This window comes from Silvibacterium acidisoli, from assembly GCA_022870745.1.
Classification (GTDB): Bacteria; Acidobacteriota; Terriglobia; order Terriglobales; family Acidobacteriaceae; genus Silvibacterium.
The window spans coordinates 5,272,968-5,296,397 of record CP085323.1 but is presented as its reverse complement, the minus strand read 5'-3'; the positions used below and the strand labels follow the sequence as shown (position 1 = coordinate 5,296,397).

Genomic DNA, 23,430 nt, shown 5'->3' with positions numbered 1-23,430 from the left:
GTGCGATATTTTGAGGACGGGAATACTGTCGTGGTACTTTGCACGCCCGTGACCCGCACGTACGCCACGGGCGATATACTCTGTTGCCTCAAGAGCCGGCTACAGAGCGAAATGCCTTGATGATCGTTGTCGCTGCGAAGGGCAGGCCCTTATCAGAGGCGATTTTATCGTTTAAGCTCCGGACGTTTCTGCGGTATTTCGGATCGCTGAGGAGTTTCCTGATTAAAACGCTTATCCGTTCCGCGGAGATATCTGGGATCGACAGAAATTCCCCAACCTGCGGATACGGCTTTCAGAAAGGGTATGAACTGCTCACGCGTTAGAGGTGCATCCTGGTCGCCACTTCGGTGCGCGATACGGCGATGCGACGCTTCTGCTGCTTTCACACTTGCCTCAGAAGCCGGTTCGAAGAAAAGAATCTCCTCATCGGCCAGGTCGATCACTGGCTTGAACGCAGTCTGCAGAAAGAGTGGTTCTGCCGGATAATCCAGCTTGCCAGGTGGATTGCCGCCCAGGATGAGGTGAGTGATCCGCTGAGGAAACGTAGTTAGCGCCGTGGTTTCTTTGCCGGCGAAGCAGGGAATGGCGTGCCGGCAAGGAGAAGCCAGGCACTCAGCCCAAACTCAAAACCGCTGGCGGGTTTGTTCTCTCCTGGTACCTGACCTGCCTCCAGCGTTGCTGCTCCATGGAGCAAAGCCCAGAGTGCGACGGCTGCCTCTTTCGCACGTGCCTCTCCGGTCATATGTTGTACCTGCTCGACGGTAAAGGTCCAGAGATTCTGGCGAGACGATCCGGCATGATCTGGCGTTTGAAAGCTCATGCACACTTCGTACTGACGCAGGTTCAATCAGGACAAGCTTTTATCGCACGCCTTTCCTTAGGCTTTTCTACGTTCGCAGGCTGGGAGTTCGTTAGCCGTAAATCTCCGGCTAGTTGCACCTCACGAAAGGAGACACCCTGCGATATGCCCCAATCAACAAGGTCCCTGGCCGGCTCTCCATTACCCGGGGGCCGAGATGGACGCACAGGCGTAAACTAATGGCGGTAGTTCGAGGGCTCGTACTTTAGTCAGGAGGGTCCATGACAGACGATCTGCCGGAAATGGCGCGGGGCATCGCGGAATTCTCCCGCCGGCTCGCTGGCTTCAGTTTCGAGGTCATTAGTGAGGGGCGCGCCAGCGTCCAGGCTACGCGTGAGGTGATGAGGCAGTATCAGCGCTCTCTAAATAAAGGTCCCCAAGAGTCCGCGCCGGCTCAGCCTATCGGTTTACCTGGAGAGCCTGTCCGGCATGAAGGCTGGCACGTCGATCACGGGAACGGTCCTGTCAAAGTCATCGTTATCGGGGGATCGGCCGGCAGCACGGTTGCAGTGCGTGCTATCGTGGCTCGTTTGCCGCAGGGATTTCCCGCTACTTTCTTCGTGTTGCAACACTGCTCACCGGGATGGCTGGCTGCCAGTTCGGCCGGGCTGATTCAGTCATACGCGTCGATGCCAGTGCACATTGCCGCGGACCTCCAGCCATTCCACCCGGCACAAATTTACGTTTGCCCGCCGGATCACCATCTCACTCTCGAAGATGGCCTGATGCGCCTTGAGAGAAGTCCAAGGGAAAGCTTCGCTCGTCCGAGCATCGACGTCTTATTTCGCTCGGCAGCATCGATTTACGGCCGCAGAATGATCGGCGTCATTCTAAGCGGCACCCTGTCTGATGGGACCGCAGGCCTGTGGCAGATAAAGAAGCGGGGAGGCATAGCCATCGTTCAGGAGCCATCGGAGGCGGAATTTCCGGGCATGCCGCTGAGTGCGATTGAGAACAATGCGGTGGATTACGTGTTGCCTGCGGACAGCATTGCTGACAAATTGATTGAACTGGTTGCGCGGCATCCTTCCCGAGTTCATCAAACCCGCGTTCTCATCGTTGAAGATGAATCTCTTGTTGCACAAAACCTGCAGGAACAGCTTCATGGGCTCTCCTATTTCGTCTGCGACTCAGTCAGCTCAGGTGAAGACGCGATTACTGCCGCAGCCGAGAAGAATCCGGATGTCATTTTTATGGATATCCAACTGGCTGGGAAAATAAACGGGATTGTGGCCGCGAGGCAAATCTGGGAGCGTCTTCAGATTCCGGTTGTATTCATCACCGCACATGCTGATCTGAAGACGCTGGCTGAAGTAAAAACAGCGGAACATTATGGATATCTGGTGAAGCCCTTTCACACTGGTTCACTGCGGGCTGTCACAGAGCTTGCATTGGACCGGCGGGAGAAAGAGCTACGTCGTTCGCGCTGAGTTTTTAAGGGTGGAGACGGTGTCTCCACAGAGGCGACCCGCGCTGTTCGGGACGATCACCGATCTGTGCAGCTGATCGGCAATGTAGTGGATTGTCACACCAGGGCGCCTCCGGGCCTGAAATTGGAGGATCTTATGACAGAAACTGCATGTGTCAGCAAAAGCGATCGATCCGTCTGGCCGGCAGGCGGGGACGAGATGGGCGCGCTCATCCGCACATACGACTGGACTTCTACCCCCCTTGGTGCGACAGAAAGCTGGCCTCAAACGTTGCGAACCGCGGTCGATCTGGCGCTTGCCAGTCCAGTGGCTGCGATCATTCTCTGGGGACCGGAGCATCTGCAAATCTACAACGCTCTCTGGACAAAGCTTCACCCCGGCAAGCACCCGGTCGCACTTGGCAAGGGAACGCATGATTGCTTCCAGGAACTTGCAGGCACCCTTGACCCGATCTATCGGCGTGTCAGTCAAGGAGAAGGCGTCGTCCTGACCGACAGCCTCCTTCCCGTGATGAGGCGAGGGAAGATAGAAAACGCCTGGTGGAACGTTATCTACACCCCAATCCGTGGAGACTCAGGAAAGGTTGAGGGCATCTTTTGCACTCTCGCTGAGACGACTGACAAAGTCCTCGCGGAAGTGGCCCTTCGCGAAAGTCAGCAGCGGCAGGCTTTTCTTCTGAACCTGCATGACACAACACGAAGGCTTTCCCATCCAGCGCAAGTGCAAAATGCAGCTATGAAGCTGCTTGCCGAGTACTTCGACGTGATGCGCGCGACTTATTTTGAAGTGGACCCGGACCAGGACACCTTTCGCCTGACTGCGCGATATGAAAGAGATCCAGCGCCAATTCCGGAAGAGATGCATCTCTCCGACTTTTCGGCGGATATAGCTGAAGCCTATCGGCAGGGGCGTACGCTGCTCATGAGTGATACGGAAATCGAAGCGCAATCGGAAACATACCGCGCCGCCTATCGAGCCATCAGCGTGAGAGCCTGGGCCGCTGTTCCGCTTGTCAGGAAGGGGCAACTGGTCGCAATCGTGGGTGTTCAAAGCCGAACGCCGCGCCAATGGGCAGGCCCGGAGCTGCGCCTGCTGGAGGATGTGGCAGAGCGTACCTGGGCAAACGTCGAGCTGGCACAAGTCGAGGGTACTTTAGCTGAAGAACTTACGGCCATCACAAGGGTGCATGATCTTACTGAGCGGCTGCTGTCTATCACCGACCTGTCGACTGCGTTAGGAGAAGTGCTGGATGCGGCTATCGTGCATTATGGAGCTGACCGCGGCACAGTCCAGTTCCATGATCCCGAGGCTGACGTGCTCCGGTATGCAGCTTCACGCGGCTTCGATCCGCGGGACTTGTATGCTATTCCACCGGTCGATCGCGACTTTCATTCGACCTGTGCCGTTGCCATCCGTACGAGGCAGCGCGTGATCGCCTCTGACCTCATCACCGATCCGGCATGGGGCGATCACGCACCGACCGCGGCGACGCTCGGTTACAGGGCGGCGGTGAGTACACCTTTGAAGACCCGGCGCGATGATCTCCAGGGAGTATTGTCTGTTCACTTCAAGGATGCGCACGTCCCCACCGAATCGGAGCTCCGATGGGCTGACTTGTACTCCAGACTGGCTGCGCACCTGATCGAAAGAGGACGCGCCGAAAATGCCTTGCGCCAAGCGGAAAAAAACCACCGCGTGCGGCTTGAGGAAGAGGTCGCGAATAGAACGGCCGAATTACAGGTTCGTGTTGCCGAGCGCGATGCTTTATTGCAGGAGGTGCATCACCGCGTCAAGAACAACCTGCACGTCATCACGAGCATGTTAGAGATGCAGGCCCGCCGTAGCGACGATCTCGCAGCAGTTAGCCAGTTGGAGGAGGCATGCAATCGGGTCATGTCCATCTCCCACATTCACGAACTGCTCTACCAGTCCGGTTCGTTTTCCGCCGTAGATCTGACCGCTTACGCAGCCATGCTGGTTCCGCAACTTGTCGCGTTCTATGACATGCAGAATCGCGTCGAAGTCGTGATGGAGGGTGAGAGCGTAAGTATCGATCTCGAGCGCGCTGTGCCGTGCGGTTTACTTCTCAATGAGCTGGTCTCCAATGCATGCAAGCATGCATTCCCCAGTGGTGAAACCGGGCGTCTTAAGGTGCGGCTCGCGCAGGCGGACCAGTGGGTGCATCTTTCTGTGCAGGATTCAGGCGTCGGTCTATCCCCGGATTTCGACTTTGCCAGTTCAGAGACGCTTGGCCTAACCATCGTTCGGCTGTTGATTACCCAACTGGGTGGGCATCTCTCCCTGCGGAACGGAGACGGCACGACTGTGGAGATGAAATTCTTGGCTTCGCTAAAACGGAATCAACCCGGCTAGCGCGATTTGAAATTCTCGACTCTCCAGTACTTGAGCGGGCAGGGTTTCTACCTTTTCAGTAATCCAAGTTGCTGCAGACTTTCAGCAGCGGCGACGATTGCCTCCTCGCTCGACCGTGGCGACCAGCACAACAGCTTGATTGCCTTTTGCGAAGTTGCGTTCATCTTTACGCCAAGAAAAGGAACGAGGTTTTTCATCGTCGGGTTCCGTATTGCCAGCGTGCGGATGATCCAACTGGGTAGCTCGCGCGTAGGAACCTTTGCGGCCGTTGCGCCCATGCGCCGCTTCAGAATCCTGGCGAGATCCAGCATCCACAGGCTCTCGCCGGAGATCGCAATAAATCTTTCTCCGTTGGCCGCGGGATCGATCATGGCGCGCAGATGCAGGTCGGCTACGTCTCTCGCGTCCACAAAACCTGAGTTGATCTTCGGACATCCGGGCAGTCCGTCCATCAGCTGCTGAACGATGCGGATGGAGTGCGAGTAGTCTGCCGCGAGCACCGGGCCAAGAACGGCTGTGGGATTGACTACTGACAGCTCAAGGCCCCGGCCTTCCTTCGCTATGAAATCCCATGCTGCGCGCTCCGAAAGCGTCTTTGACTTCTGATAGGGCGCAACTTTGCCGTTTAGATTCGTCCAGTCGTTTTCGTCGAAGGGCCTCGTCTGCGGCTTGTGGCCCATGCCGATTGCTCCGAAAGCGGAGGTAAGGACGAAACGCTTCACACCCGCATCTCGTGAGGCACGCAAGACCCGCAGGACTCCATCGACGGCAGGCTGGATCCAATCCTTTTCAGTCGCGTAGCTCCCGGACGGGGTAGGTGAAGCTCCGTGCAGGACGTAGGTGCATCCGGCAACCGCTTCTGCCCAGCCTGTATCAGCGGATAGGTCGGCTGCCACGAAGGTGAGACGATCGCCCGGATCGGCACCGCCCTGGTTCAGCATGGCGCGAACCTCTGCCTCGCGCGTCAGGGAGCGGAGGGTCGTTCGCACACGATATCCCTTTTGCAGGAGTTGCAGAATGCAGTGAGAAGCGATGAAACCCGATCCGCCGGTAACCACTACTAGTTCGTTGCTCATAGATTCGACGATAGGGGAATGATTCTGAACGGAGAATACTTGTCAGTACGTATTTCATGCGCGATAGTACAAGGATGAGCGAGGATCCTTTCTCCGACATCCTGAAGTTCACCCGGGCAGAAAGCCTGGTGACCGGTGGCTTCACGGCTGGAGGCGACTGGGCGATGCGCTTTCCTGCTCCAGATAAGATCAAGTTTTTTGCTGTCGTAAAAGGATGCTGCTGGGTTCGAATCGATGGAGAGCGGGAGCCGATCCTGGTTGGCAGCGGGGATGTTGGGCTGCTTACGGCGAAGAGATCGTTCGTTCTGTCCAGCCGTCCGGATCTTGAGCCGGTAGATGCGATGGAGATTTTTCGAGCCGGCAAATCCAGCACAGCGCATCCCGGCTCAAACACTGCGCACCTTGGCGAAGGCGAAGATTTCAGTTATCTGGGCGGCCATGTTCTGCTCGATCCTATGAGCCGCGAGCTGCTCGCGGATGCGCTGCCTCCCTGGATACACGTTCCCGCCTCCTCTCCACAGGCGACAGCATTCAAGTGGCTGCTGGAGCAGCTGGTTCGCGAGAGATCGTCAGATCTGCCCGGAGCCAGTTTGGCCTCCGGCCAGTTGGCGCAACTCCTGTTCATCCAGATTTTGCGCGCGCACGTCGGCGCTTCCAGAGATCTGCCGGTCGGCTGGCTGCGTGCGCTGGCAGACGCGAGGATTGCACCGGCGCTCCGTGCAATGCACAGCAGGCCTGAGCATGCGTGGGGGCTCGAGGAGCTTGCGAAGGAGACAGCAATGTCTCGAACGAGCTTCGCCGTCAGCTTCAAGACTGCTGCGGGCGTGTCCCCGCTCAGCTACCTGACGACGTGGCGTATGCGGCTTGCGGAACGGGCTTTGCGCGATGACGAAGTGACAGTGGCAGAACTTGCCGGATCACTCGGGTATGCATCGGAGAGTGCTTTCAGCAATGCCTTCAAGAGAACAGTCGGCGTCTCACCGAATCGATACCGGAATGTGGTTCGCAATACTGGGTAGGCCAGTTTTGAATGTGGATGATCCGCGCTTTGCGGCAGCACCGAAGTGAAATCTTCCACTTGCTAGCGTGCCTCGAATAACTGAGCCGCCGAAGCTGTCCTGCTCAGGAGACCCGGCTCGCAACGATCGACGAGGTAAATGCGTTGCCGGCCACGCTCCGAACCTGCACCAGAAGTTCGAACCCCGGGAATGAACCGTCGCGCTTTTCTATCTTCGACAGAAAGTCGGTGAAGTGCCGATCGGTCAGCACATAGTTCCGGCAGCCTGCGTGCCGGACTGCCAGATACCGCTCAGCAGCAGCGCCTTGCCGGTATCAGAATCCCCGGCGCGATAGCAGATCAAGGCGTAAACCGAGGAGTCCGAAGTCACGCTTCCGTTCTGCGATGGCCTGTAGATCGACTGTTCGTTAGGCAGAGGATGGCGATTTAAGAAGTAATATCGTCCGTTTCCGTCCGATGTCAGAACGAAGTTCATGGACGAATCGACCAGTGACACCCAGGGATTGGCCTGTCGCGACCCTATAAGGATGAGATTCGATCGCACTGCATCAGACGCACGGAGGTCCCGCGCAAAGACCACCTCGGCGTGCTGGTCGCTCCACTCCGGGAGCCTGCTAAGCCGTATCGCCAGATTGAGATCCGCCACGGAGGTATATCGCCGCGAGGAAAGGTCCCTTTCTATTTCGGGCGAAACTGCAGCCGAAGGCTCCGGAGCCTGATGATAATTTCCGGCGACGTAGTCCGGCAGAGAGACATCTTTTCTTGCGAATGTCTCGTACAACACGAGGCCACTGTCTCCTGTCACCAGGAGCGTTCGTTTACCGTTTCCAAACAGGCCACCCCAGAAGCGCCTTTCCACCTCTGTCTGCCTGGGAGCCTGATTTGTTCCTGGCAGCAAACGGCTGACGTAGAGACCCGCAATCGCCACCAGCACGACAGCGACGCCGATAAGCAGTGGACGAAGAAATGAGTTCTGCTGCTCGAAGCGCCGGGTAGGAGCTTCAGTCTCCAACGGCGTTGGCGCCTGCACCGGGCTGCTGGGTAGCTGATCGCTGGACACTTCTTCGGCAGGCGGCGCAGGTTGCAGCTCCTCCCTGTAGAAGCGGGGAATATAACCTCCCCGGGGGATGTCGATTCGGAAGGGCTCTGCCTTGCCTTCGGTCTTGAAGTAGACATCCAGCCGTTGCCGCAGTCGCGTCGCATGAGACCGCACGATGCTGTCCGCACCCGAGTCGAAACTTGGCTTGCGGCGGAAGACCTCGATTCCGATGCGTTGTTCGTTGATCTCTTCGTCGCGTCCAGCAATGTGCATGCGGCAGACATACAGCAGCAATCTGGACATGCGGTCTGACTTGGAGAATGCCTCGGATTTCACGATTCGCCGGACCAGCAGCCAACGCTCATCCTGAGTCGCTGAATCCGGGGACACTGGTATTGGCGGGAGCTGCTGCGTTGCGTCCATCTTGCCTTTTCAGTAAATCATTCGCTTGTGAAAGGCACGTGAAATGCTCTTGTAACCGTTACAGAGAGGGTTCTGTGAAAGGATGGCAAACAACAGATTTGATAAGAGTTACGCGGCATATTCGGGTTACAACGGTGAATTAGCGATTCCAGAAGACAACAGGATGGATAACGTCAATTTCATCAACACCGATCTGCCGAGGACCGCCGCCGGATGGAGCTGCCTTGGCATATAACAGAGGATCCAGTGCCCAAATCTGCGTCTCGCACCACAAGTTATATTTCCACCGCCGGCGCTGCCCTTATGCGCATCGCCCGAGGTTTTCTGCCAGTCAGCCCTGTGCTCTTTCGAGCCTCGTGCGTCACCATCCTAGCAACCTCCGCGCTGTATGCGCAGACGACGTCAGGTGCCATTTCAGGTACCGTCACCGACCCGAGCGGGGCTGCCATTGCGGGCGCGCAGCTCAACGTCCTTAATGTCGATACGCACGAGTCTCATATCCTCGTGAGCAACAAGTCGGGCAACTACATCTTTCCGTCTCTCGTACCGGGCCGCTACGAGCTGGTTTGCACCGCCGCGGGGTTCACCTCTGAGCGGCAGACCAGCATCACGGTCAATGTGAATGAGAATGCGCATGTCAGCTTCGCGCTCTCTCCGGGAAGGGTCGACCAGGCGGTTACAGTTTCGGCGGCGACACCCGGCATCGACGCGACGGAATCGCAGCTCGGCCAGACCATCGACCAGGAGCAGATTCGGGACCTGCCGTTGAACGGCCGTTCGGCTTACGGCCTCGCCCTTCTTTCGCCGGGCGTCTCAAACTACACCGGAACGGTCGCTACCGGCAGCTACAACGGTGTGTACTTCAGCACCAACGGTATGCGCATCAACTCCAACTCCTTTTTCCTCGACGGCGCTTACAACACCGCATTTTTTCGGGATACCGGCAACCTGCTGCCGAATCCTGACGCACTGCATGAGTTCCGGGTGCTGAGCAGCAACTACGACGCCGAGTTCGGCCGTCTGCCTGGCGCAGTCGTCAATGTCATCACCAAGTCTGGAACGAATGCCTACCACGGCCTCTTATATGACTATCTGCGCAACGATGCTCTCAACGCGCACCAGGAGTTCGTTACCGGAACGACGCCGCTCAAGCAGAACCAGTTCGGCGGCAATTTCGGCGGCCCCATCCATCACGACAAGATCTTCTTCTTCCTTTCGTACGAAGGTCTTCAGATTCACACTCCAACGATTATCAGCAGCTCCAGCATCGTGACTCCCACCCCGGCCGAGGCGGCGGGCGATCTCTCCGCTCTTCCCGCATCGAAGTATCCCAAGCAGGCTAACGGTACGGTGTACAGCTGCAACGGCAAAGCCGGCGTGATCTGTCCGAATCTGCTCGATCCGGTTGCGCAGGGCATTCTGAAGGCTGTGCCCCTCACCGATCCGGCTACCGGAGTCACACCGCAGCAGACCAGCAACTCCGATAGCTCCTCCAACGAAGGACTTGGCCGCGTAGATGCGCAGCTGACCCAGAATCATAAGCTGTCGTTTACGGCTTTCATCAGCCGTGGCTTCACCTATACCCCTACAGGCGGAAGCAACGAGATACTGAGCTACAGCGGTACTGACCAGACGAACGGCCTGTCGAACTTTATTCTCGACGAGAATTGGGTCGTCTCTCCCTCCAAGCTCAACGACATCAACCTGTCCTTCACGCTGAACCACAGCATTATCGGCAACATCCACGACAACAACTACCTCTCGTCGCTGGGAAGCAAGATCAGCGAAGGTGCTCTGCTGCAGACGCAGCCCTATGTTTCGATCACCGGATATTTCATTGCGGGCTCGGGCAGCAGCAGCCAGGACAACAAGACGCAACAATCGCTCGCCGCGTATGACAACTTCCTGTGGACGCGGGGCAATCATCAGATCAAACTTGGCGGCAATTTCGTTTGGAACCGGTATGCGGATACCGGCGTATATGACGGTTCGACGGCGTCCACTTTCACCGGTGGTACAACTGGCAACGCGCTTGCCGATTTCCTGCTCGGAGACGCGGCGACCTTTCGTCAGAACAGTGGCACCTACTATCGGCTTCACCAGTCGCAGCCCGCACTTTACGCGCAGGACAGCTGGCGCATCACGCGCCGCCTGACCTTAAATGCAGGCCTGCGCTGGGAAGTCTTTTCGCCGCTTGCCGGAAATCATAGCTACGGAACCTTTGTTCCGTACCAGCAGTCCACCCGCTTTCCTACCGCGCCGGTGGGCCTGGTCTTCTCCGGAGATCATGACATCCCTAACGGCATCTTCCATACGCAGTGGAAGGATTTCTCTCCCCGCGTCGGCTTCGCCTACGATGTTTATGGCAAAGGCACCACGGTGCTGCGCGGCGGCTTCGGCATCTTCTACAGCGGCTTCGAGGGTGGCGACACGGAAAACCTTCAGCAGCAGCCGTACGCACTTGACCTCACTCTCACGAAGACTACGAGCCTAGCGAATCCTTACGGCGCCACGGCTGATCCGTTTCCTTATGTCGTCAGCACCACGAACCCTGTATTCCAGTCAGGCGCCAGCATCTCCGCCCTGCCCCCCAATGGCAACAGCAGCACCCCCTACGTCGAGGAGTACAACCTCAACGTCGAGCAGCAGCTCGCCAGGCATTGGCTGGCGCAGATTGCCTACGTCGGCAATGCGTCTCGCAAGCAGTACATCGTGCGCGATGAAAACGCGCCGATCTACGCGCCGGGAGCCAGTACCGCCACCGCAGCTCTGAACGCGCGCAGGCCGTATCAGCCCACGCCCAATACCTATACCTACGCCGGGATCTATGAGCTTGCCCCGATCGGCAGCGGATCCTACAACGCTTTGCAGCTCACGCTCAGCCGGCACTTCGAGCACAACTTCTCTCTGCTTGCCAACTACACATGGGAGAAGGTGATCGACGTGGTTGGAAGCGATGTATCCAGCATCTCTGCTACCCAGCTTACCGACGACAACGATCCGGCACGGGATCGCGGCATCTCCGTACTGAATGTCCCGCAGATCTTCGTCGCGTCGGCTTCTTATGAAGTGCCGCACTTCAAGCAATACGGATTCGCTGGACGCAATGTGCTTGGAGGCTGGCAGCTCAATACGCTCGTGCAACTGCACAGCGGCTCGCCCATCAACATCCTCTCCGGTGTCGACTCGAATCTGAACGGCACCAACAACGACCGTCCTAACCTCGTCGGCAACCCTTACCTGCCTGGTGGTCGCAGCCGAACCGAGAGGATAGCCGAGTACTTCAATACAACTGCATTTGCAAAGGTTCCCGCAGGGACACCATACGGAAATGTCGCGCGTGATTCACTCGTCGGTCCCGGTTACGCGAACGTGGATTTCTCCGCCTTCAAGGACATCTCTCTGTGGCATCAGCACACACTGCAGATACGCGGTGAGTTCTTCAACCTCTTCAACCATGTGAACCTCAGCAATCCTACGGCTACGCTCAGCAGCTCGCTGTTTGGCAAAATCAGCAGCGCGGGGTCTCCGCGCGTCACGCAGGTGGCGGCACGGTACTACTTCTAGCCGCTGCCGTCGGGCTCTTTGCCGGTGCCGCAGATTCGCGGCACCGGCCACCTTCTTCCTTTACTACCTCAGGATCATGATGCTGGCAAAACTCTTCTGGGCGAGCCTCTGGCTCGCATCGTCGTTCAGCTGCTTCGCGCAAAACACAGCTATAGATTCCGCAGTATCTCGCCCCATCGTTATTCTCGTCACGATCGATGGCTTTCCCGCTCGCGCTCTCCACCAAAGCCCACCGATGCCGACGCTGCTCTCGCTGGCCGCCTCTGGAGCGGTTGCCGAGGGTATGATTCCCATCAATCCAACTGTTACCTGGCCGAATCACACCACGCTGATCACAGGCGTCGATGCAAGCCATCATCATGTCGTCGCAAACGGCCTGCTCGAGCCTGTACCGGGTAGCTCGAAGGTCCTGATGAAACCTGAAGTGGACAAGAGCATCCTGGTACACGGCGACACGCTCTACGACATCGCAGCACGGAACGGCCTTACCGTTGGCCAGGTCGACTGGGTTGCGGTCGCCGGTGTCAAAAACATCGCCTGGCAGTTCGAGGAGAAGCCGGCGCTCGCAGGTCCGATCGCTCAGGAGCTGATCCACGATGGAAGCCTGACCGCGGACGACATCGGGCAATTTGCGTCGAAGAGCCCGGCGTGGCGCGACCAGGTCTGGACGGATGCGGCGGTCGATATACTCAAGAAGCACACGCCAGATCTTCTGCTGGTTCATCTTCTTGAAACCGACACGCTACAGCATCGTTACGGCCCACTGACCCCGGCGGCCTTCGCTGCGTATGCTAATGCCGACCATTGTCTCGCCCGGATTGTCGCAGCGGTTCATGAGGCCGGTCTTGAGAAACGCGTTACCTATATCATTGCGTCTGATCATGGCTTCTCCTCGCTCCATCACCTGGTCCGTCCCGCTGTCTTCCTGAGGCAGTTGCCGGAGATGCAGGATGTCTGGGTAAAGGCCGAAGGTGGCCATGCGGACATATTTCTGAAGGGCGCAGATCGCGAGCAGAAGGCGGCGCAACTCGCTAAAGAGCTGCGCGCTATGCCCGGTGTCGATCAGATCTATTCCAATGCCGATGCTCAACGATTCGGCATGCCATCGACAAAGGAGACGAGCCAGGCGCCAGACCTCTGGATCACGGCTTCACAAGACTATGCCTTCGAGGATGGAGACAGCGGTCCGCTCGTCAGCGATACCCCAACACTGGGTCAGCACGGATATCCGAACAGCAACCCGGAGATGAACGCACTGTTCGTTGCTTCGGGATCTTCCATCCGGCCCGGATCTCATCTGGGTACTTTCCCTAATCTTCAGGTGGCACCTACCATAGCGCGCATTCTGAAACTCTCCCTGCCCGAAGCTCAGGCCCAACCGCTGTCACAGATCTTACGTTGAACCGTCATAATCAGGTGCGAACACACTATGCCATTCAAGCATTCTCTCTTTCTCGCGATTGCAGTTTCCCTGGGCGCTCCGTTTCTACAAGCGCAATCGATACCGGCTCCATTGCCGCAGCCACCGGCGGCAACGGAGCAGCCAGCCCCGCCGACTCCGGCGCAGATCGAACGCATGCGCAAACAGCTTGCCGACTGGCCCGATCTTGCTAGATATCGCGATGAAGACGCGGCTTTGCCGGTGCCTCCGTCCGGAGAGCAGCGGGTTGTCTTCATGGGCGACTCCATCACCGATCGGTGGGGCCGCAAGGTTGGAACATTTTTTCCGGGCAAGCCATACATCAACCGGGGTATCAGCGGGCAAACCACTCCGCAGATGCTCATCCGCTTTCAACAGGATGTCGTGAAGCTACATCCTGCGGTGGTTGTCGTGCTCGCTGGGACAAACGACATCGCACGCAATACAGGCCCGTCCAGCCCTGCGATGATCGAGGATAATGTCGCGTCGATGGTCGCCATCGCAAGGCAGAATCATATCCGAGTCGTCCTTTCATCGATCCTTCCGGCCGCACATTATCATTGGCGTCCAGATGTCAACGGAACTGCGGACATCCTTGAAGTCAATGGATGGCTGAAGAACTTTTGTATGCAAAACGGGCTCATCTATCTCGACTACTACTCCGCGATGGCGGACAGTGTGGGCGCGATGAAGCCTGGGCTCTCTTCGGATGAGGTTCACCCAACCGAGGACGGTTACAGGATCATGTCAACGCTCGCAGAATCGGCAATCGAGCAGGCGCTTCGCCAGTAGATTCTGGCGAAGCCTGTCGATCCAGGTGCGGCGAGACCGGTAGGTTAGTGGGGCGCGCCGGGCAGTACGAAATGCTCGGCGCAACGCGGCTCATAACCATCGCCCGCAAGAACGACAGGACTGTTGTAGGGAGCGGGCTTGCCGTTGATCAGCCGTTGCGGGTAGAGCGCGACCTGTCCGCAGGAGCAATAAGCAACCTGCTCGGTGCGGCTGCCGCCGAAGTGATGAACGAGCCACGAAAGATTCAGCATGTCTCCGAACGGTGCGCCGCGGAAATCGAGCTCGAGGCCGGAAATCATCACGTCGTACCCGCGTTCAAGAAGCCGCTTCGTAAACATGAAAAGATGATGGACAAACTGCCCTTCGTCGATGGCGATACAGTCTACGCGTTTGCCGATGGTCTGCTCGTGCTCGGTAATGATCGGCAGAACGCTCCACGGATCGTCCGAAGGGAACTCGATGGCATCCATCTTGGACGTTCCATTTGGATTTCGGCTTTCAACCACGCCTGGGGCGGCTTTCGTGTCCGCGCACGGCTTGAACAGAATCACATCCTGCATGGCATACTGCCGCCGCATCTCTACTCTTCGCAGCAGCTCTGCTGTTTTGTTGCTCCGCATTGTCCCAACGCAGAGCTGTAAAGTCCCTGTTTCTGTTCTCATTGTCTACAAGTCCATCATAGATCGTGGCAGCGCTTGTTGATGCAGAACATGAAACGGCATCCGCATGGACGCCGATTCCGCAGGCGGAAGGGAACTGGCGGCCATCTTGCCTTGGCGCCGCTTCGTCCGTGTTTTCCCTGATTTTTAACGGGCATTCATCTCTCCCTATCTATACTCGCGACATGGTGGTGAGGGAAGACATACGCAGCCAGCTTTCAAGACTGGTCGATTCAGATCCTTTCCGATCCTCTCCAAGCCTGGTAAAGCTGCTGGTTTTCTGTGTTGACACCATGTTGGCTGGGGAAGAAGAGAGCCTTAAGGAGACGACCATCGGGGTCGCCTGCTTCGGCCGCTCTCCGGGTTACGATCCGAAGATCGACCCGATCGTTCGCGTGAGCGCACGCCGGCTACGGGGAAAACTCGATCTTTTCTACGAAAACGAAGGCAGGGAAGACGCTATTCGCATCGACCTGCCTAAAGGCGGCTACGTACCGCGCTTTGAGCGCTGTGTCGAAAAGGCCACCGTATCTGAGACGGTCAGCGTGCCGGCGTTACCCGCGTCGCCTGTCCTGCTACAGGCTGCCGTAGCGCAGCGCTCGTGGCCGATGCAGTCCCTTCGCGTGGCCCTGTTGCTGGTTGCTGTGATGATTGCCGCTGCGTCGGTCACCTTCCTGTCATTAAGGCATTTTTCCGGATCGGCTAGAACGGTAACCTCAGCGCCCTCTACGGTGCAGCAGGGAAGCCAGCCGGAGCGGCTGGTTGCAGCCAGCTATTCCGTAGAAGAACCGCTTCTTCATCAGGATGCACCTTCCTACAGCCGGAACAACCCGGTGGGCCATTCGTCAGGAAGCACAGGTGGTTTGAACAGGAAGCTCTCACCTGCAAACAACATGAAGCGGATGAGCGAACCGCGCCAGGCTGCCGCCCTGAAAAGCTTGCCGGCCAAAAGAAATCATGTGAACCGCACGACCATCAACCGCTCGCCTTTGAATGGTCTGGGAGCAACGTCACAAGAGCTTACGCGTACGCCCGTGCTCGAAGCAGCAAATTACACGCCGCCCGGTTCGTTCGAGCCCAGGCTTTGACAGGCGCCTAACCGGGACGTAATCCAATCCGCAACGATTTACCTCGGGCCTGCTGGTGCCGTTCACCCGGAAGATCGTTCTTCTACTCGATGACGAACCGAGCGTGAAGCCACGCACCGATTTGTAACCTTCCTTTAAAAAACCAGCCATCCATTCTAAAAATCAGGTGCAAAACACCTCGTGTATCCCCGTGACACTCTGTATTTCACCGCCGAAACGTTATGACTGACTCCATGAAGAACCTTGCGAGCCTCTTTTGCCGCTTCAATTGGAAAAGAAATTTCGGAAGCGGAGTTCTCCTCTGCTTCCTGATGTTCTTCCTCGAATCTGCTGCCCACGCCCAGAACAGCCAGGTGAGCGGACACGTCACCGATGGAAAAGGCAGCCCTGTCGCCGGAGCCAGTGTGCAGGTCACGAACGGAGCCAACGGTGCCATGGCAACGGCCGTCACCAACGGAGATGGCTACTACCTGTTGCCGCCAGTAGCGCCGGGAAGCTACGAGCTGCACGCGACCGCCCCTACTTTTTCCGAGCAGATCATCAAGGATCTCCGGCTTGAAGTCAGCGCCTCGCGCAACGTGGACGTGACTCTTCAGCCCGCCCAGGTCTCGCAATCGGTGACGGTGGAGGCGACCGCGCCGGAGCTGGTGACCAATCAGCCGGACCGCGGCAACGTGATCGAGAGCAACTTCGTCAGAAACATTCCGCTCAACATTCGTGACCCCTACCAGATGGTGAACTTTGCCCAGGGCGTTTCGCCCATGAACACGGATGCCGGGAACAACGACCAGACCAGCCACAACCTGATGGCCTTCCGCATCAACGGCAACCCCGGCGAGACGGCCGACAGCCTGCTCGACGGAGCCGCCAACCAGTTCGATTCCGTAAACTCGGTCATCAGCGTTCTGACGGTCGATGCCATCCAGGAATTCAAGGTTCTCACCACGGCTTACGATCCCCAGTGGGGACACACCACCGGCGCGGTCGTGACCTTTGCCACCAAGTCCGGCACCAACAACCTCCACGGCAGCGTGTGGGAGTACCTGCGCAACAGCGACCTCGACGCCAATGGTTTCAACGCGAACGCCGCAGGCACGCCCCGCCCGAATTTCCAGCGCAACCAGTTTGGCTACGCGCTGGGCGGTCCGGTTTATATACCGAAGGTCTACAACGGCCGCGACCGCACTTTCTTCTTCAGCACCTACGAAGGCCTGCGCGAGTCAGACGCCGGATCCTTCACCGGCACCGTGCCGACCGAGCTTGAGCGCCAGGGCGACTTCTCGCATACGCTCGATGCCGATGGCAACCAGATCGTCATCTACGACCCGCGTTCGACCCGGCTCGATCCCACGGCACCTGCTGGGACCACGCGCTACATCCGCGACCCCTACCCGGGAAACAAGATTCCGGCGCAGTACCTCGATACGGTGGGTATGGGAATTCTCAACGCCTATCCCAAGCCGAACCAGGCCGGTGAGGGCGCAAGCTCGATAAACAATTTCTTCTCCAACGCCACCCAGCAGTCGCAGGTCAACACCGTCCACGCCCGCATCGACCACCGCATCAACAATGCCCATAACATCTTTGGTCGCTTCGAGTGGTTCCATCGGAACAACGGCGACTCCGCTTTCTTCCCGAACGGCCTGACTTCGGGAGCAACGCAGGAGGGTCTTTCGTCTTACGGCTGGATGGTTCAGCACTCCTGGGCGATCAATGCGAATACGGTTCTCACGCAGCATGCTTCGTATGGCCATGTACTGACCACCCGCCTGCCCTTCAGCTACGGTTTCGACGCAACAACTCTCGGCTTCAACGGAGGCGTGACCGCTGGACTGCCCGCCTACACGCACCAGTTTCCCGTGACGACAGCAACTCGTCTCAGCCCCATCGGCAACGATGGCTACGAAGCCGTCTCGCAGAACACCTTCGAATACGAGGCGATGGTGTCGAAGCTGATCGGGTCGCACACCCTCAAGTTCGGCGTCGATTTCCGCTGGTATCCCACCTACAAGCAGACTGTTCCGCCGGGGTTGACCGTTACCGCAACGAGCAACTTCACCGGCGGTCCGAATCCCACCTCTGCTGCCGGCGATTCGGGCAGCGGTGCGGCCGATCTGCTGCTCGGCGCGGCGACTGTGAGCAACGGCATCCAGGGTCCCCGCACTTACAGCCATCCTTACTATGCCGGATGGATCGGCGATGAGTATCACGTCACGCCGAAACTGACCGTGAACTACGGTCTGCGTTACAACCTCGATCTGCCTTACAAGGAAAACCAGAACCAGTTCGTCTACATGGACCTCACTTCCAGCTCGCCGCTCAATTCCAGCGTCTCCGGGCTCGGAACGCTGACCGGCGGCCCTGGCTTCGTCGGTGTGAACGGACGCAGCACCCGCCTGCAGCTCACGCAGAAGAAGAACTTCGATCCGCGCTTCGGCTTCGAATACGCGCCCGACAAGGAAACAGTCGTTCGCGGAGGCTTCGGCATCTTCCACGCGCAGGCCATTCTGCCGAACGGCAACTCGGTCGGCTACTCCTCGACAACGACATCGACTCCCGCTGAAGCCAATGGCGTGACGCCTGAGTTCAATCTCGACAATCCATTCCCGAACGGGCTCATTCCGGTCTCCGGCAACTCGCTTGGCCTGCTCACCAATGCCGGCCACAACTTCACCGGCGCCCCGCGCCAGCAGACGATTCTCTACGGCGAGCAATGGTCGCTCGATGTGCAGCGGCAGCTGCCGAAGAACTTCGTCTTCACGCTGGGGTACGTCGGCAGCAACGGACGCCACATGTACTCGCAGTTCAACTTCAACCAGATTCCGGATGCAGACCTCGCTCTCGGTTCCAAGCTGATCTCGACGGTTCCGAACCCTTTCTACGGAGTCATCACCGACAAGACCTCGGCACTCAGCAAGGCGACTGTGCAGTACGGACAGCTGCTGCGCCCTCATCCGCAGTTCCAGGACATGACCACCGGAACCGAGACCTCGGCAGGAAGCTCGAGCTACAACGCCATGCAGCTTTCGCTCGAACACCGTTACGACTCAGGACTGTCGGTGTTGCTCGTCTACACGTGGAGCAAGCTGATGGACAATGTCTCAGACCAGACCTCGGGCTTCCAGGACTACAACTGCACGAGCTGCGACCGCTCCATCTCCGGTCAGGACCTCACCAACCTGATGCGTATCAGTGGCGAGTACGATCTGCCATTCGGCAAGAACAAGCCCTGGCTTAACCACGGATGGATGATGCCAGTCCTCGGCGGGTGGTCGGTGGGCAGCTTCTTCACTTATGACAACGGCCTGCCCATCTTTGTAACCTCACCGAACAACTCCAACTCCTTCGGCGGCGGCGTGGGCGGCAATGGAATGCGCCCCGATGTAACAGGCGCATCCACGAATGTACCGGGAGGACGCCACATTACGAACGGCGGACTCTACTTTAACCCGAAGGCCTTTTCTCAGACTCCCGCTTACCAGTTCGGCAACGCGCCGCGTTACATCTCGTCGGTGCGCAGCCCGGGAACGCTCAACTTCGATATGCTCGCTGCAAAGAGCATTCCGATCCACAACACGCTCTCGCTCGACTTCCGCGCGGAGTTCTTCAACGCATTCAACATGGTTCAGTTCGCCGGTCCCAACACCAGCATCAGCTCGTCGAGTTTCGGCGAGATCTTCCTGAACCAGGTCAATAATCCACGCCAGATACAAGGCAGCCTGCGTCTGAATTTCTAACGCAGCAGACTCACCGGTCACGCATGGCGATCGCCTCGCCATGCGTGATGCAACAAAGGACAACGAGTGAAAGCAAAACTGTTTGCATTTTTTCTGGCCGCCACTCTCGGAATGGTTCCCGCCTACGCCGAGCGGCACAAGGTTGTCGTTGTTTCCATCGACGGTTTGCGTGGAGTCGTACTTGCAGGCCTGCCAGATCCTCATCGCAATCTGCCGAACCTCAATGAGATCGTGAGCAAGGGCGCGGTCTCTGAAGGACTCATCGGCGTGCTGCCGACCGTTACTTACCCGAGCCATACATCGATGGTGACGGGCGTTTCTCCTTCGGTTCACGGCATCCTCGGCAACTATGTCTTCGATCCGGAGCACACACTGCCTGCGGAAGAAGGCTGGTACGAATATTCGCAGCTGATCCAGGCACCGACACTGTGGACCGTTGCTCATCAGAATGGGTTGCGCACTGCTAGCGTCTACTGGCCGGTCACGCAGGGAGCTTCCGTCGATCTGAATTTTCCCGAAGCACATCACCCGGTACGCACAGAGCATGACCGGCTCTTTTACCAGGCGTTGTGTACGCCGGGCCTGCTCGCGGAGTACGAAAAAGCCTCCGGCAAGCTCCCGCTTGGAACAGCCTTCAACGACAGCATTCGCACCCAGATGGCTTCTTTCCTCATAGAACAGAAGAAGCCTGACCTGCTGCTGATTCACCTCGTCGACCTCGACGCCGCCGAGCATGAGTTCGGTCCGGATAGCCCGCAGGCCGCCGCAACGCTTGAAAAGATCGACGGGTATGTTGGAGTGCTGCGCAAGTCAATCACGACGGCAGACGGCGACAGCGATACGGATCTCGTGATTGTGAGCGATCACGGATTCTTTCCGGTAGAACACGCACTGCATCCAGGAGCGGTGCTGGCCAGCATGGGATTGCTCGGCACCAAGGACCATCCCGAGAAGTGGCGCGTTGCTGCTTTCGGAGGCGGAGGATCATTCGGTCTTGTCGCACATGATCCGAAGGATAAGGAAGCCATCGATCTTGCCACTGAAACCTTTCAGCGCATGCTGCAGGAAAACGTATGGGGCATCGATCGGATCATGACAGCCGAACAGTTGAAGGTTGCAAAGGGATACCCAAATTCGTTCCTGGCGATCAACATGAAGTCAGGATTCTCAGTGGAAGGTGGCGACACCGGTCCATGGCTCACCGCTCCTTCGGAGATTGGCATGCACGGCTATGCGCCCGGCCCCAGAAACCTGGATGCATCGTTTGCCGTGACCGGTCCCGGCATTGAGCATCGCCGTCTGCCTCGCGCGCACGTCGTCGATATCGCCCCAGTGGTTGCAGGATTGCTCGGCATCACGATGAGCGATGTCGAAGGCGTCAACATTCTTTCTGCGCATCCATCGGCGGCTGCTCACTAGCTCTCAAGAGAGGAATCGAAATGAAAATGTCATTCTCACGTCGCGGATTTTTGCGCGCACAACTCGCGCCGGCAGCGTTAGCCTTCCTGCCACGCACGTTGCTTGCTGAAGCAGCAAAGCCGCTTGGAACAGCCGCCATCACCTGCGAGGGAAGTTATCCCGGACATCTGCAGGGCATCTGCACAAACAATCGCGACAGCGTTTACTGGGCCTTCACCACCGTGCTGGTCAAGACCGATGCCAACGGTAAAGTGATGAAGAAGATTCCGGTTGTCGCGCATCATGGCGCACCCTGCTATCTCGACGGCAAGGTGTATGTCCCGGTAAACCTGGCAAAGTTCGACGACGCAACGAGTCTCGCCGATTCCTGGGTATACGTTTACGACGCCGCAGATCTCACCCTCCTGTCAAAACACAAAGCAGGTGAAGCAATCTACGGAGCAGGAGGAATTTACTACCACAACAACAAGTTCCTCGTGGTCGGAGGTCTTCCTGAAGGCTTCAACGAAAACTATCTCTATGAATACGACCGCGATCTGAAATTCCTTCGCAAGATCACCCTGCACAGCGGATACACCACGAAGGGAATTCAAACGGCGGCCTTTAACGACGGATACTGGTGGTTCGGCTGCTACGGCTCGCCACATATGCTGTTGAAGGTCGACGAAAACTTCAGCAGCACGCAGAAGTTTGTCTTCGACTGCGCGCTGGGCATCGTTCCTGTTGGTCCGTCGCGCTTCCTGGTAGCACGTGGCAATTCCTCTTGTGCGCAGGAGGGCGGCTGCAGAGGTCAACTCATTCCCGCGGAAGTAAACAAGACCCAAGGTCTGTCGTTGCGATCTGTAAGTTGAGAGGCAGCTTTCATCGGTTGATACAGGGACGGATCGGATAGCGTCAGCTGTCTCCGTCCCCTTTTCTTGTCCAGGGCTTTCCGAATCCTTATCAATCCTCAGATCCTGCCAAAAGCCTCTTTGTGGTGGCCGCCAGCCGTAAACCATTCTCTGTAACGACGGAAAAGCTGCTTGCTTCTGAGAATCTCTGTTGACAGGTTTATTATAGTTTATCTATAAATTAGCGGATTCCAGTTGGCTCATATGGAGCAGATACATTCATGTCGTTGACTGTTAACCGTTTGGACGGCGATCTTAAAGTTCGGCCTGCTTCAAAACGAGCTGCTGTAGAGAGTGCTGTCACGGCGGCGCTTGGAGGGTTGCTCTTTGGCTTCGATACGGCGGTTATTGCGGGCGTAACCAGCCAGCTGAGGACGCAGTTTCAACTTACGCCGTCAACCCTCGGCTTCACCGTGGCAATCGCACTTTGGGGAACAATCCTGGGAGCCGCGATAGGAGGCGCCGCAGGGGATCGCTTTGGCCGCCGTGCCAGCCTGCGAGGCCTGGCCCTGGTCTTCGTGGTTTCTTCACTTGGTTGTGCAGTGGCTCCTGGCTGGTTGTTTCTTATCGCGTTTCGCTTCATTGCCGGGGTGGCGATTGGGGCCTCGTCCGTCATCGGGCCCATGTACATTGCAGAGATCGCGCCTTCGTCGCGTCGCGGGAGCATGGTGGCGACCTTCCAGCTCAACATCGTGCTGGGAATCCTTATCGCATACTTCTCAAATTTTGTGGTCGGGAGCTTTCATCTCGGCAACGAGGAGTGGCGGTGGAAACTGGCTGTCTCCGCCGTGCCGGCCGTGCTCTTCTGGCTGATGCTGTTTCGCATCCCGCGTAGCCCGCGGTGGCTTGTGGAGAAGGGCCGTGTGCACGAAGCGGAGCAGGTATTGTCGATCCTTTCGGCAGAGAACGTGGAGCTTGAGCTTCAGGCGATTCGCGCGTCGATCGAGAGCGACCGCGCCGCCGGAAACCAGCCTCTTTTCTCGCGCCGATACAGGAAGTGCGTCATTCTGGCAGTGCTGACTGCGCTGTTCAACCAGTTCTCGGGGATCAACCCGATCCTTTACTACCTGAATGATATTTTCAGCAGCACCGGAGCTTCGCGCGTATCGAGCGACCTGCAGGCTGTGGCCATCGGAGCTACAAACTTCGTTGGAACCATCATCGCGATGACGCTTATCGACAGGATCGGACGTAAGAAGCTGCTCCTGATCGGCGCAGTAGGCACGTTTATCTGTCTCTCTCTTACCGGCGCCTTTTTCTACAGCGCTCGCTTTCGTGGAGCGCTCGTCTGGCCGCTTGTTGGTTTCGTCGCGTTCTTCGCGGTTTCGCAGGGATCGGTCATCTGGGTGTATATCAGCGAAATCTTTCCTAACTCGGTGCGTGGCAAAGGGCTTAGCCTGGGCAGCTTCACGCACTGGCTCACATGCGCTTCGCTCTCCAACTTCTTTCCCGTGGTCGCTGCGCACTCGGGCGGCATGCCATTCATCTTTTTCGCGAGCATGATGGTTGTGCAGTTCTTCGTCGTGCTTCGATTTTTTCCGGAAACAAAAGGCTACAGCCTGGAGCAGCTTCAGGCCCGGCTCGAAATCACTTAAGGCGAAACCATTTCAGATCGGAGACACATGCAGAGGCGGCAATTT

General features: G+C 57.6%; 16 protein-coding genes. 11 read left to right on the top strand and 5 right to left on the bottom strand.

Translation table 11 applies throughout. The features are described from left to right. Nucleotides 1–164 precede the first annotated feature (164 nt). Both LJD29_RS21570 and LJD29_RS21565 read right to left on the bottom strand, forming a co-directional pair. On the bottom strand, nt 165–443 hold the full coding sequence (locus tag LJD29_RS21570; RefSeq protein ID WP_446743647.1) for a hypothetical protein: 279 nt from the start codon (nt 441–443) through the stop codon (nt 165–167). 104 nt (nt 444–547) lie between these two features. Further along, nucleotides 548–820: a hypothetical protein gene (locus LJD29_RS21565; protein ID WP_446743646.1), complete on the bottom strand. Its 273-nt coding sequence runs from the start codon at nt 818–820 to the stop codon at nt 548–550. A gap of 260 nt (nt 821–1,080) precedes the next feature. On the opposite strand from LJD29_RS21565, the gene LJD29_RS21560 reads away from it, so the two are divergent. Both LJD29_RS21560 and LJD29_RS21555 read left to right on the top strand, forming a co-directional pair. Continuing rightward, nucleotides 1,081–2,289: a chemotaxis protein CheB gene (locus LJD29_RS21560; protein WP_446743645.1), complete on the top strand. Its 1,209-nt coding sequence runs from the start codon at nt 1,081–1,083 to the stop codon at nt 2,287–2,289. 135 nt (nt 2,290–2,424) lie between these two features. Beyond that, nucleotides 2,425–4,662, top strand: a complete 2,238-nt coding sequence (locus tag LJD29_RS21555; protein WP_446743644.1) for a PAS domain-containing sensor histidine kinase — start codon at nt 2,425–2,427, stop codon at nt 4,660–4,662. 47 nt (nt 4,663–4,709) lie between these two features. Here the strand turns inward: LJD29_RS21555 and LJD29_RS21550 are convergent, their stop codons facing one another. Beyond that, complete coding sequence (locus LJD29_RS21550; protein ID WP_446743643.1) at nt 4,710–5,738, bottom strand: SDR family oxidoreductase; 1,029 nt, start codon at nt 5,736–5,738, stop codon at nt 4,710–4,712. 74 nt (nt 5,739–5,812) lie between these two features. Here LJD29_RS21550 and LJD29_RS21545 point away from each other — a divergent pair, with 74 nt between their 5' ends. Next, entirely contained in the window at nt 5,813–6,757 is a 945-nt protein-coding gene (locus tag LJD29_RS21545) for an AraC family transcriptional regulator (protein ID WP_446743642.1), read from the top strand. Between the two features lie 243 nt (nt 6,758–7,000). On the opposite strand, the gene LJD29_RS21540 is transcribed toward LJD29_RS21545, so the two are convergent. Continuing rightward, a complete protein-coding gene (locus LJD29_RS21540) occupies nt 7,001–8,098 on the bottom strand; it encodes a hypothetical protein (RefSeq protein ID WP_446743641.1) in 1,098 nt (365 codons plus the stop codon). Nucleotides 8,099–8,521: 423 nt separating this feature from the next. Here LJD29_RS21540 and LJD29_RS21535 point away from each other — a divergent pair, with 423 nt between their 5' ends. From LJD29_RS21535 to LJD29_RS21525, 3 genes are all read left to right on the top strand, one after another. Then, nucleotides 8,522–11,785, top strand: coding sequence for a TonB-dependent receptor (locus LJD29_RS21535; protein ID WP_446743640.1), 3,264 nt, complete (start codon nt 8,522–8,524; stop codon nt 11,783–11,785). A gap of 76 nt (nt 11,786–11,861) precedes the next feature. Then, nucleotides 11,862–13,187 (top strand): alkaline phosphatase family protein, encoded by a 1,326-nt coding sequence (locus tag LJD29_RS21530; protein ID WP_446743639.1) that lies wholly within the window; start codon nt 11,862–11,864, stop codon nt 13,185–13,187. A gap of 27 nt (nt 13,188–13,214) precedes the next feature. Further along, nucleotides 13,215–13,997 carry an SGNH/GDSL hydrolase family protein gene (locus LJD29_RS21525; protein WP_446743638.1) on the top strand — a complete coding sequence of 261 codons (783 nt, stop codon included), beginning with the start codon at nt 13,215–13,217 and terminating at the stop codon, nt 13,995–13,997. Between the two features lie 44 nt (nt 13,998–14,041). Here the strand turns inward: LJD29_RS21525 and LJD29_RS21520 are convergent, their stop codons facing one another. Then, complete coding sequence (locus tag LJD29_RS21520) at nt 14,042–14,659, bottom strand: thymidine kinase (protein WP_446743637.1); 618 nt, start codon at nt 14,657–14,659, stop codon at nt 14,042–14,044. A 128-nt stretch (nt 14,660–14,787) separates the two neighbouring features. On the opposite strand from LJD29_RS21520, the gene LJD29_RS21515 reads away from it, so the two are divergent. The 5 genes from LJD29_RS21515 to LJD29_RS21495 all read left to right on the top strand — a co-directional run bounded on the left by LJD29_RS21515 (nt 14,788) and on the right by LJD29_RS21495 (nt 23,385). After that, complete coding sequence (locus LJD29_RS21515; protein WP_446743636.1) at nt 14,788–15,744, top strand: hypothetical protein; 957 nt, start codon at nt 14,788–14,790, stop codon at nt 15,742–15,744. A 221-nt stretch (nt 15,745–15,965) separates the two neighbouring features. Then, complete coding sequence (locus LJD29_RS21510; protein WP_446743635.1) at nt 15,966–19,481, top strand: TonB-dependent receptor; 3,516 nt, start codon at nt 15,966–15,968, stop codon at nt 19,479–19,481. A gap of 66 nt (nt 19,482–19,547) precedes the next feature. Further along, nucleotides 19,548–20,900, top strand: a complete 1,353-nt coding sequence (locus tag LJD29_RS21505; protein ID WP_446743634.1) for an alkaline phosphatase family protein — start codon at nt 19,548–19,550, stop codon at nt 20,898–20,900. Between the two features lie 26 nt (nt 20,901–20,926). Further along, on the top strand, nt 20,927–21,751 hold the full coding sequence (locus LJD29_RS21500) for a hypothetical protein (RefSeq protein ID WP_446743633.1): 825 nt from the start codon (nt 20,927–20,929) through the stop codon (nt 21,749–21,751). 260 nt (nt 21,752–22,011) lie between these two features. Beyond that, nucleotides 22,012–23,385 carry a sugar porter family MFS transporter gene (locus tag LJD29_RS21495; RefSeq protein WP_446743632.1) on the top strand — a complete coding sequence of 458 codons (1,374 nt, stop codon included), beginning with the start codon at nt 22,012–22,014 and terminating at the stop codon, nt 23,383–23,385. Nucleotides 23,386–23,430: the final 45 nt, after the last annotated feature.

Coding starts and splice junctions, on each gene's coding strand:
- LJD29_RS21565 (WP_446743646.1), bottom strand. CDS start 820: ATGAGCTTTCAAACGCCAGATCATGCCGGATCGTCTCGCCAGAATCTC.
- LJD29_RS21560 (WP_446743645.1), top strand. CDS start 1,081: ATGACAGACGATCTGCCGGAAATGGCGCGGGGCATCGCGGAATTCTCC.
- LJD29_RS21555 (WP_446743644.1), top strand. CDS start 2,425: ATGACAGAAACTGCATGTGTCAGCAAAAGCGATCGATCCGTCTGGCCG.
- LJD29_RS21550 (WP_446743643.1), bottom strand. CDS start 5,738: ATGAGCAACGAACTAGTAGTGGTTACCGGCGGATCGGGTTTCATCGCT.
- LJD29_RS21545 (WP_446743642.1), top strand. CDS start 5,813: ATGAGCGAGGATCCTTTCTCCGACATCCTGAAGTTCACCCGGGCAGAA.
- LJD29_RS21540 (WP_446743641.1), bottom strand. CDS start 8,098: ATGTCCAGATTGCTGCTGTATGTCTGCCGCATGCACATTGCTGGACGC.
- LJD29_RS21535 (WP_446743640.1), top strand. CDS start 8,522: ATGCGCATCGCCCGAGGTTTTCTGCCAGTCAGCCCTGTGCTCTTTCGA.
- LJD29_RS21530 (WP_446743639.1), top strand. CDS start 11,862: ATGATGCTGGCAAAACTCTTCTGGGCGAGCCTCTGGCTCGCATCGTCG.
- LJD29_RS21525 (WP_446743638.1), top strand. CDS start 13,215: ATGCCATTCAAGCATTCTCTCTTTCTCGCGATTGCAGTTTCCCTGGGC.
- LJD29_RS21520 (WP_446743637.1), bottom strand. CDS start 14,659: ATGAGAACAGAAACAGGGACTTTACAGCTCTGCGTTGGGACAATGCGG.
- LJD29_RS21510 (WP_446743635.1), top strand. CDS start 15,966: ATGACTGACTCCATGAAGAACCTTGCGAGCCTCTTTTGCCGCTTCAAT.
- LJD29_RS21500 (WP_446743633.1), top strand. CDS start 20,927: ATGTCATTCTCACGTCGCGGATTTTTGCGCGCACAACTCGCGCCGGCA.
- LJD29_RS21495 (WP_446743632.1), top strand. CDS start 22,012: ATGTCGTTGACTGTTAACCGTTTGGACGGCGATCTTAAAGTTCGGCCT.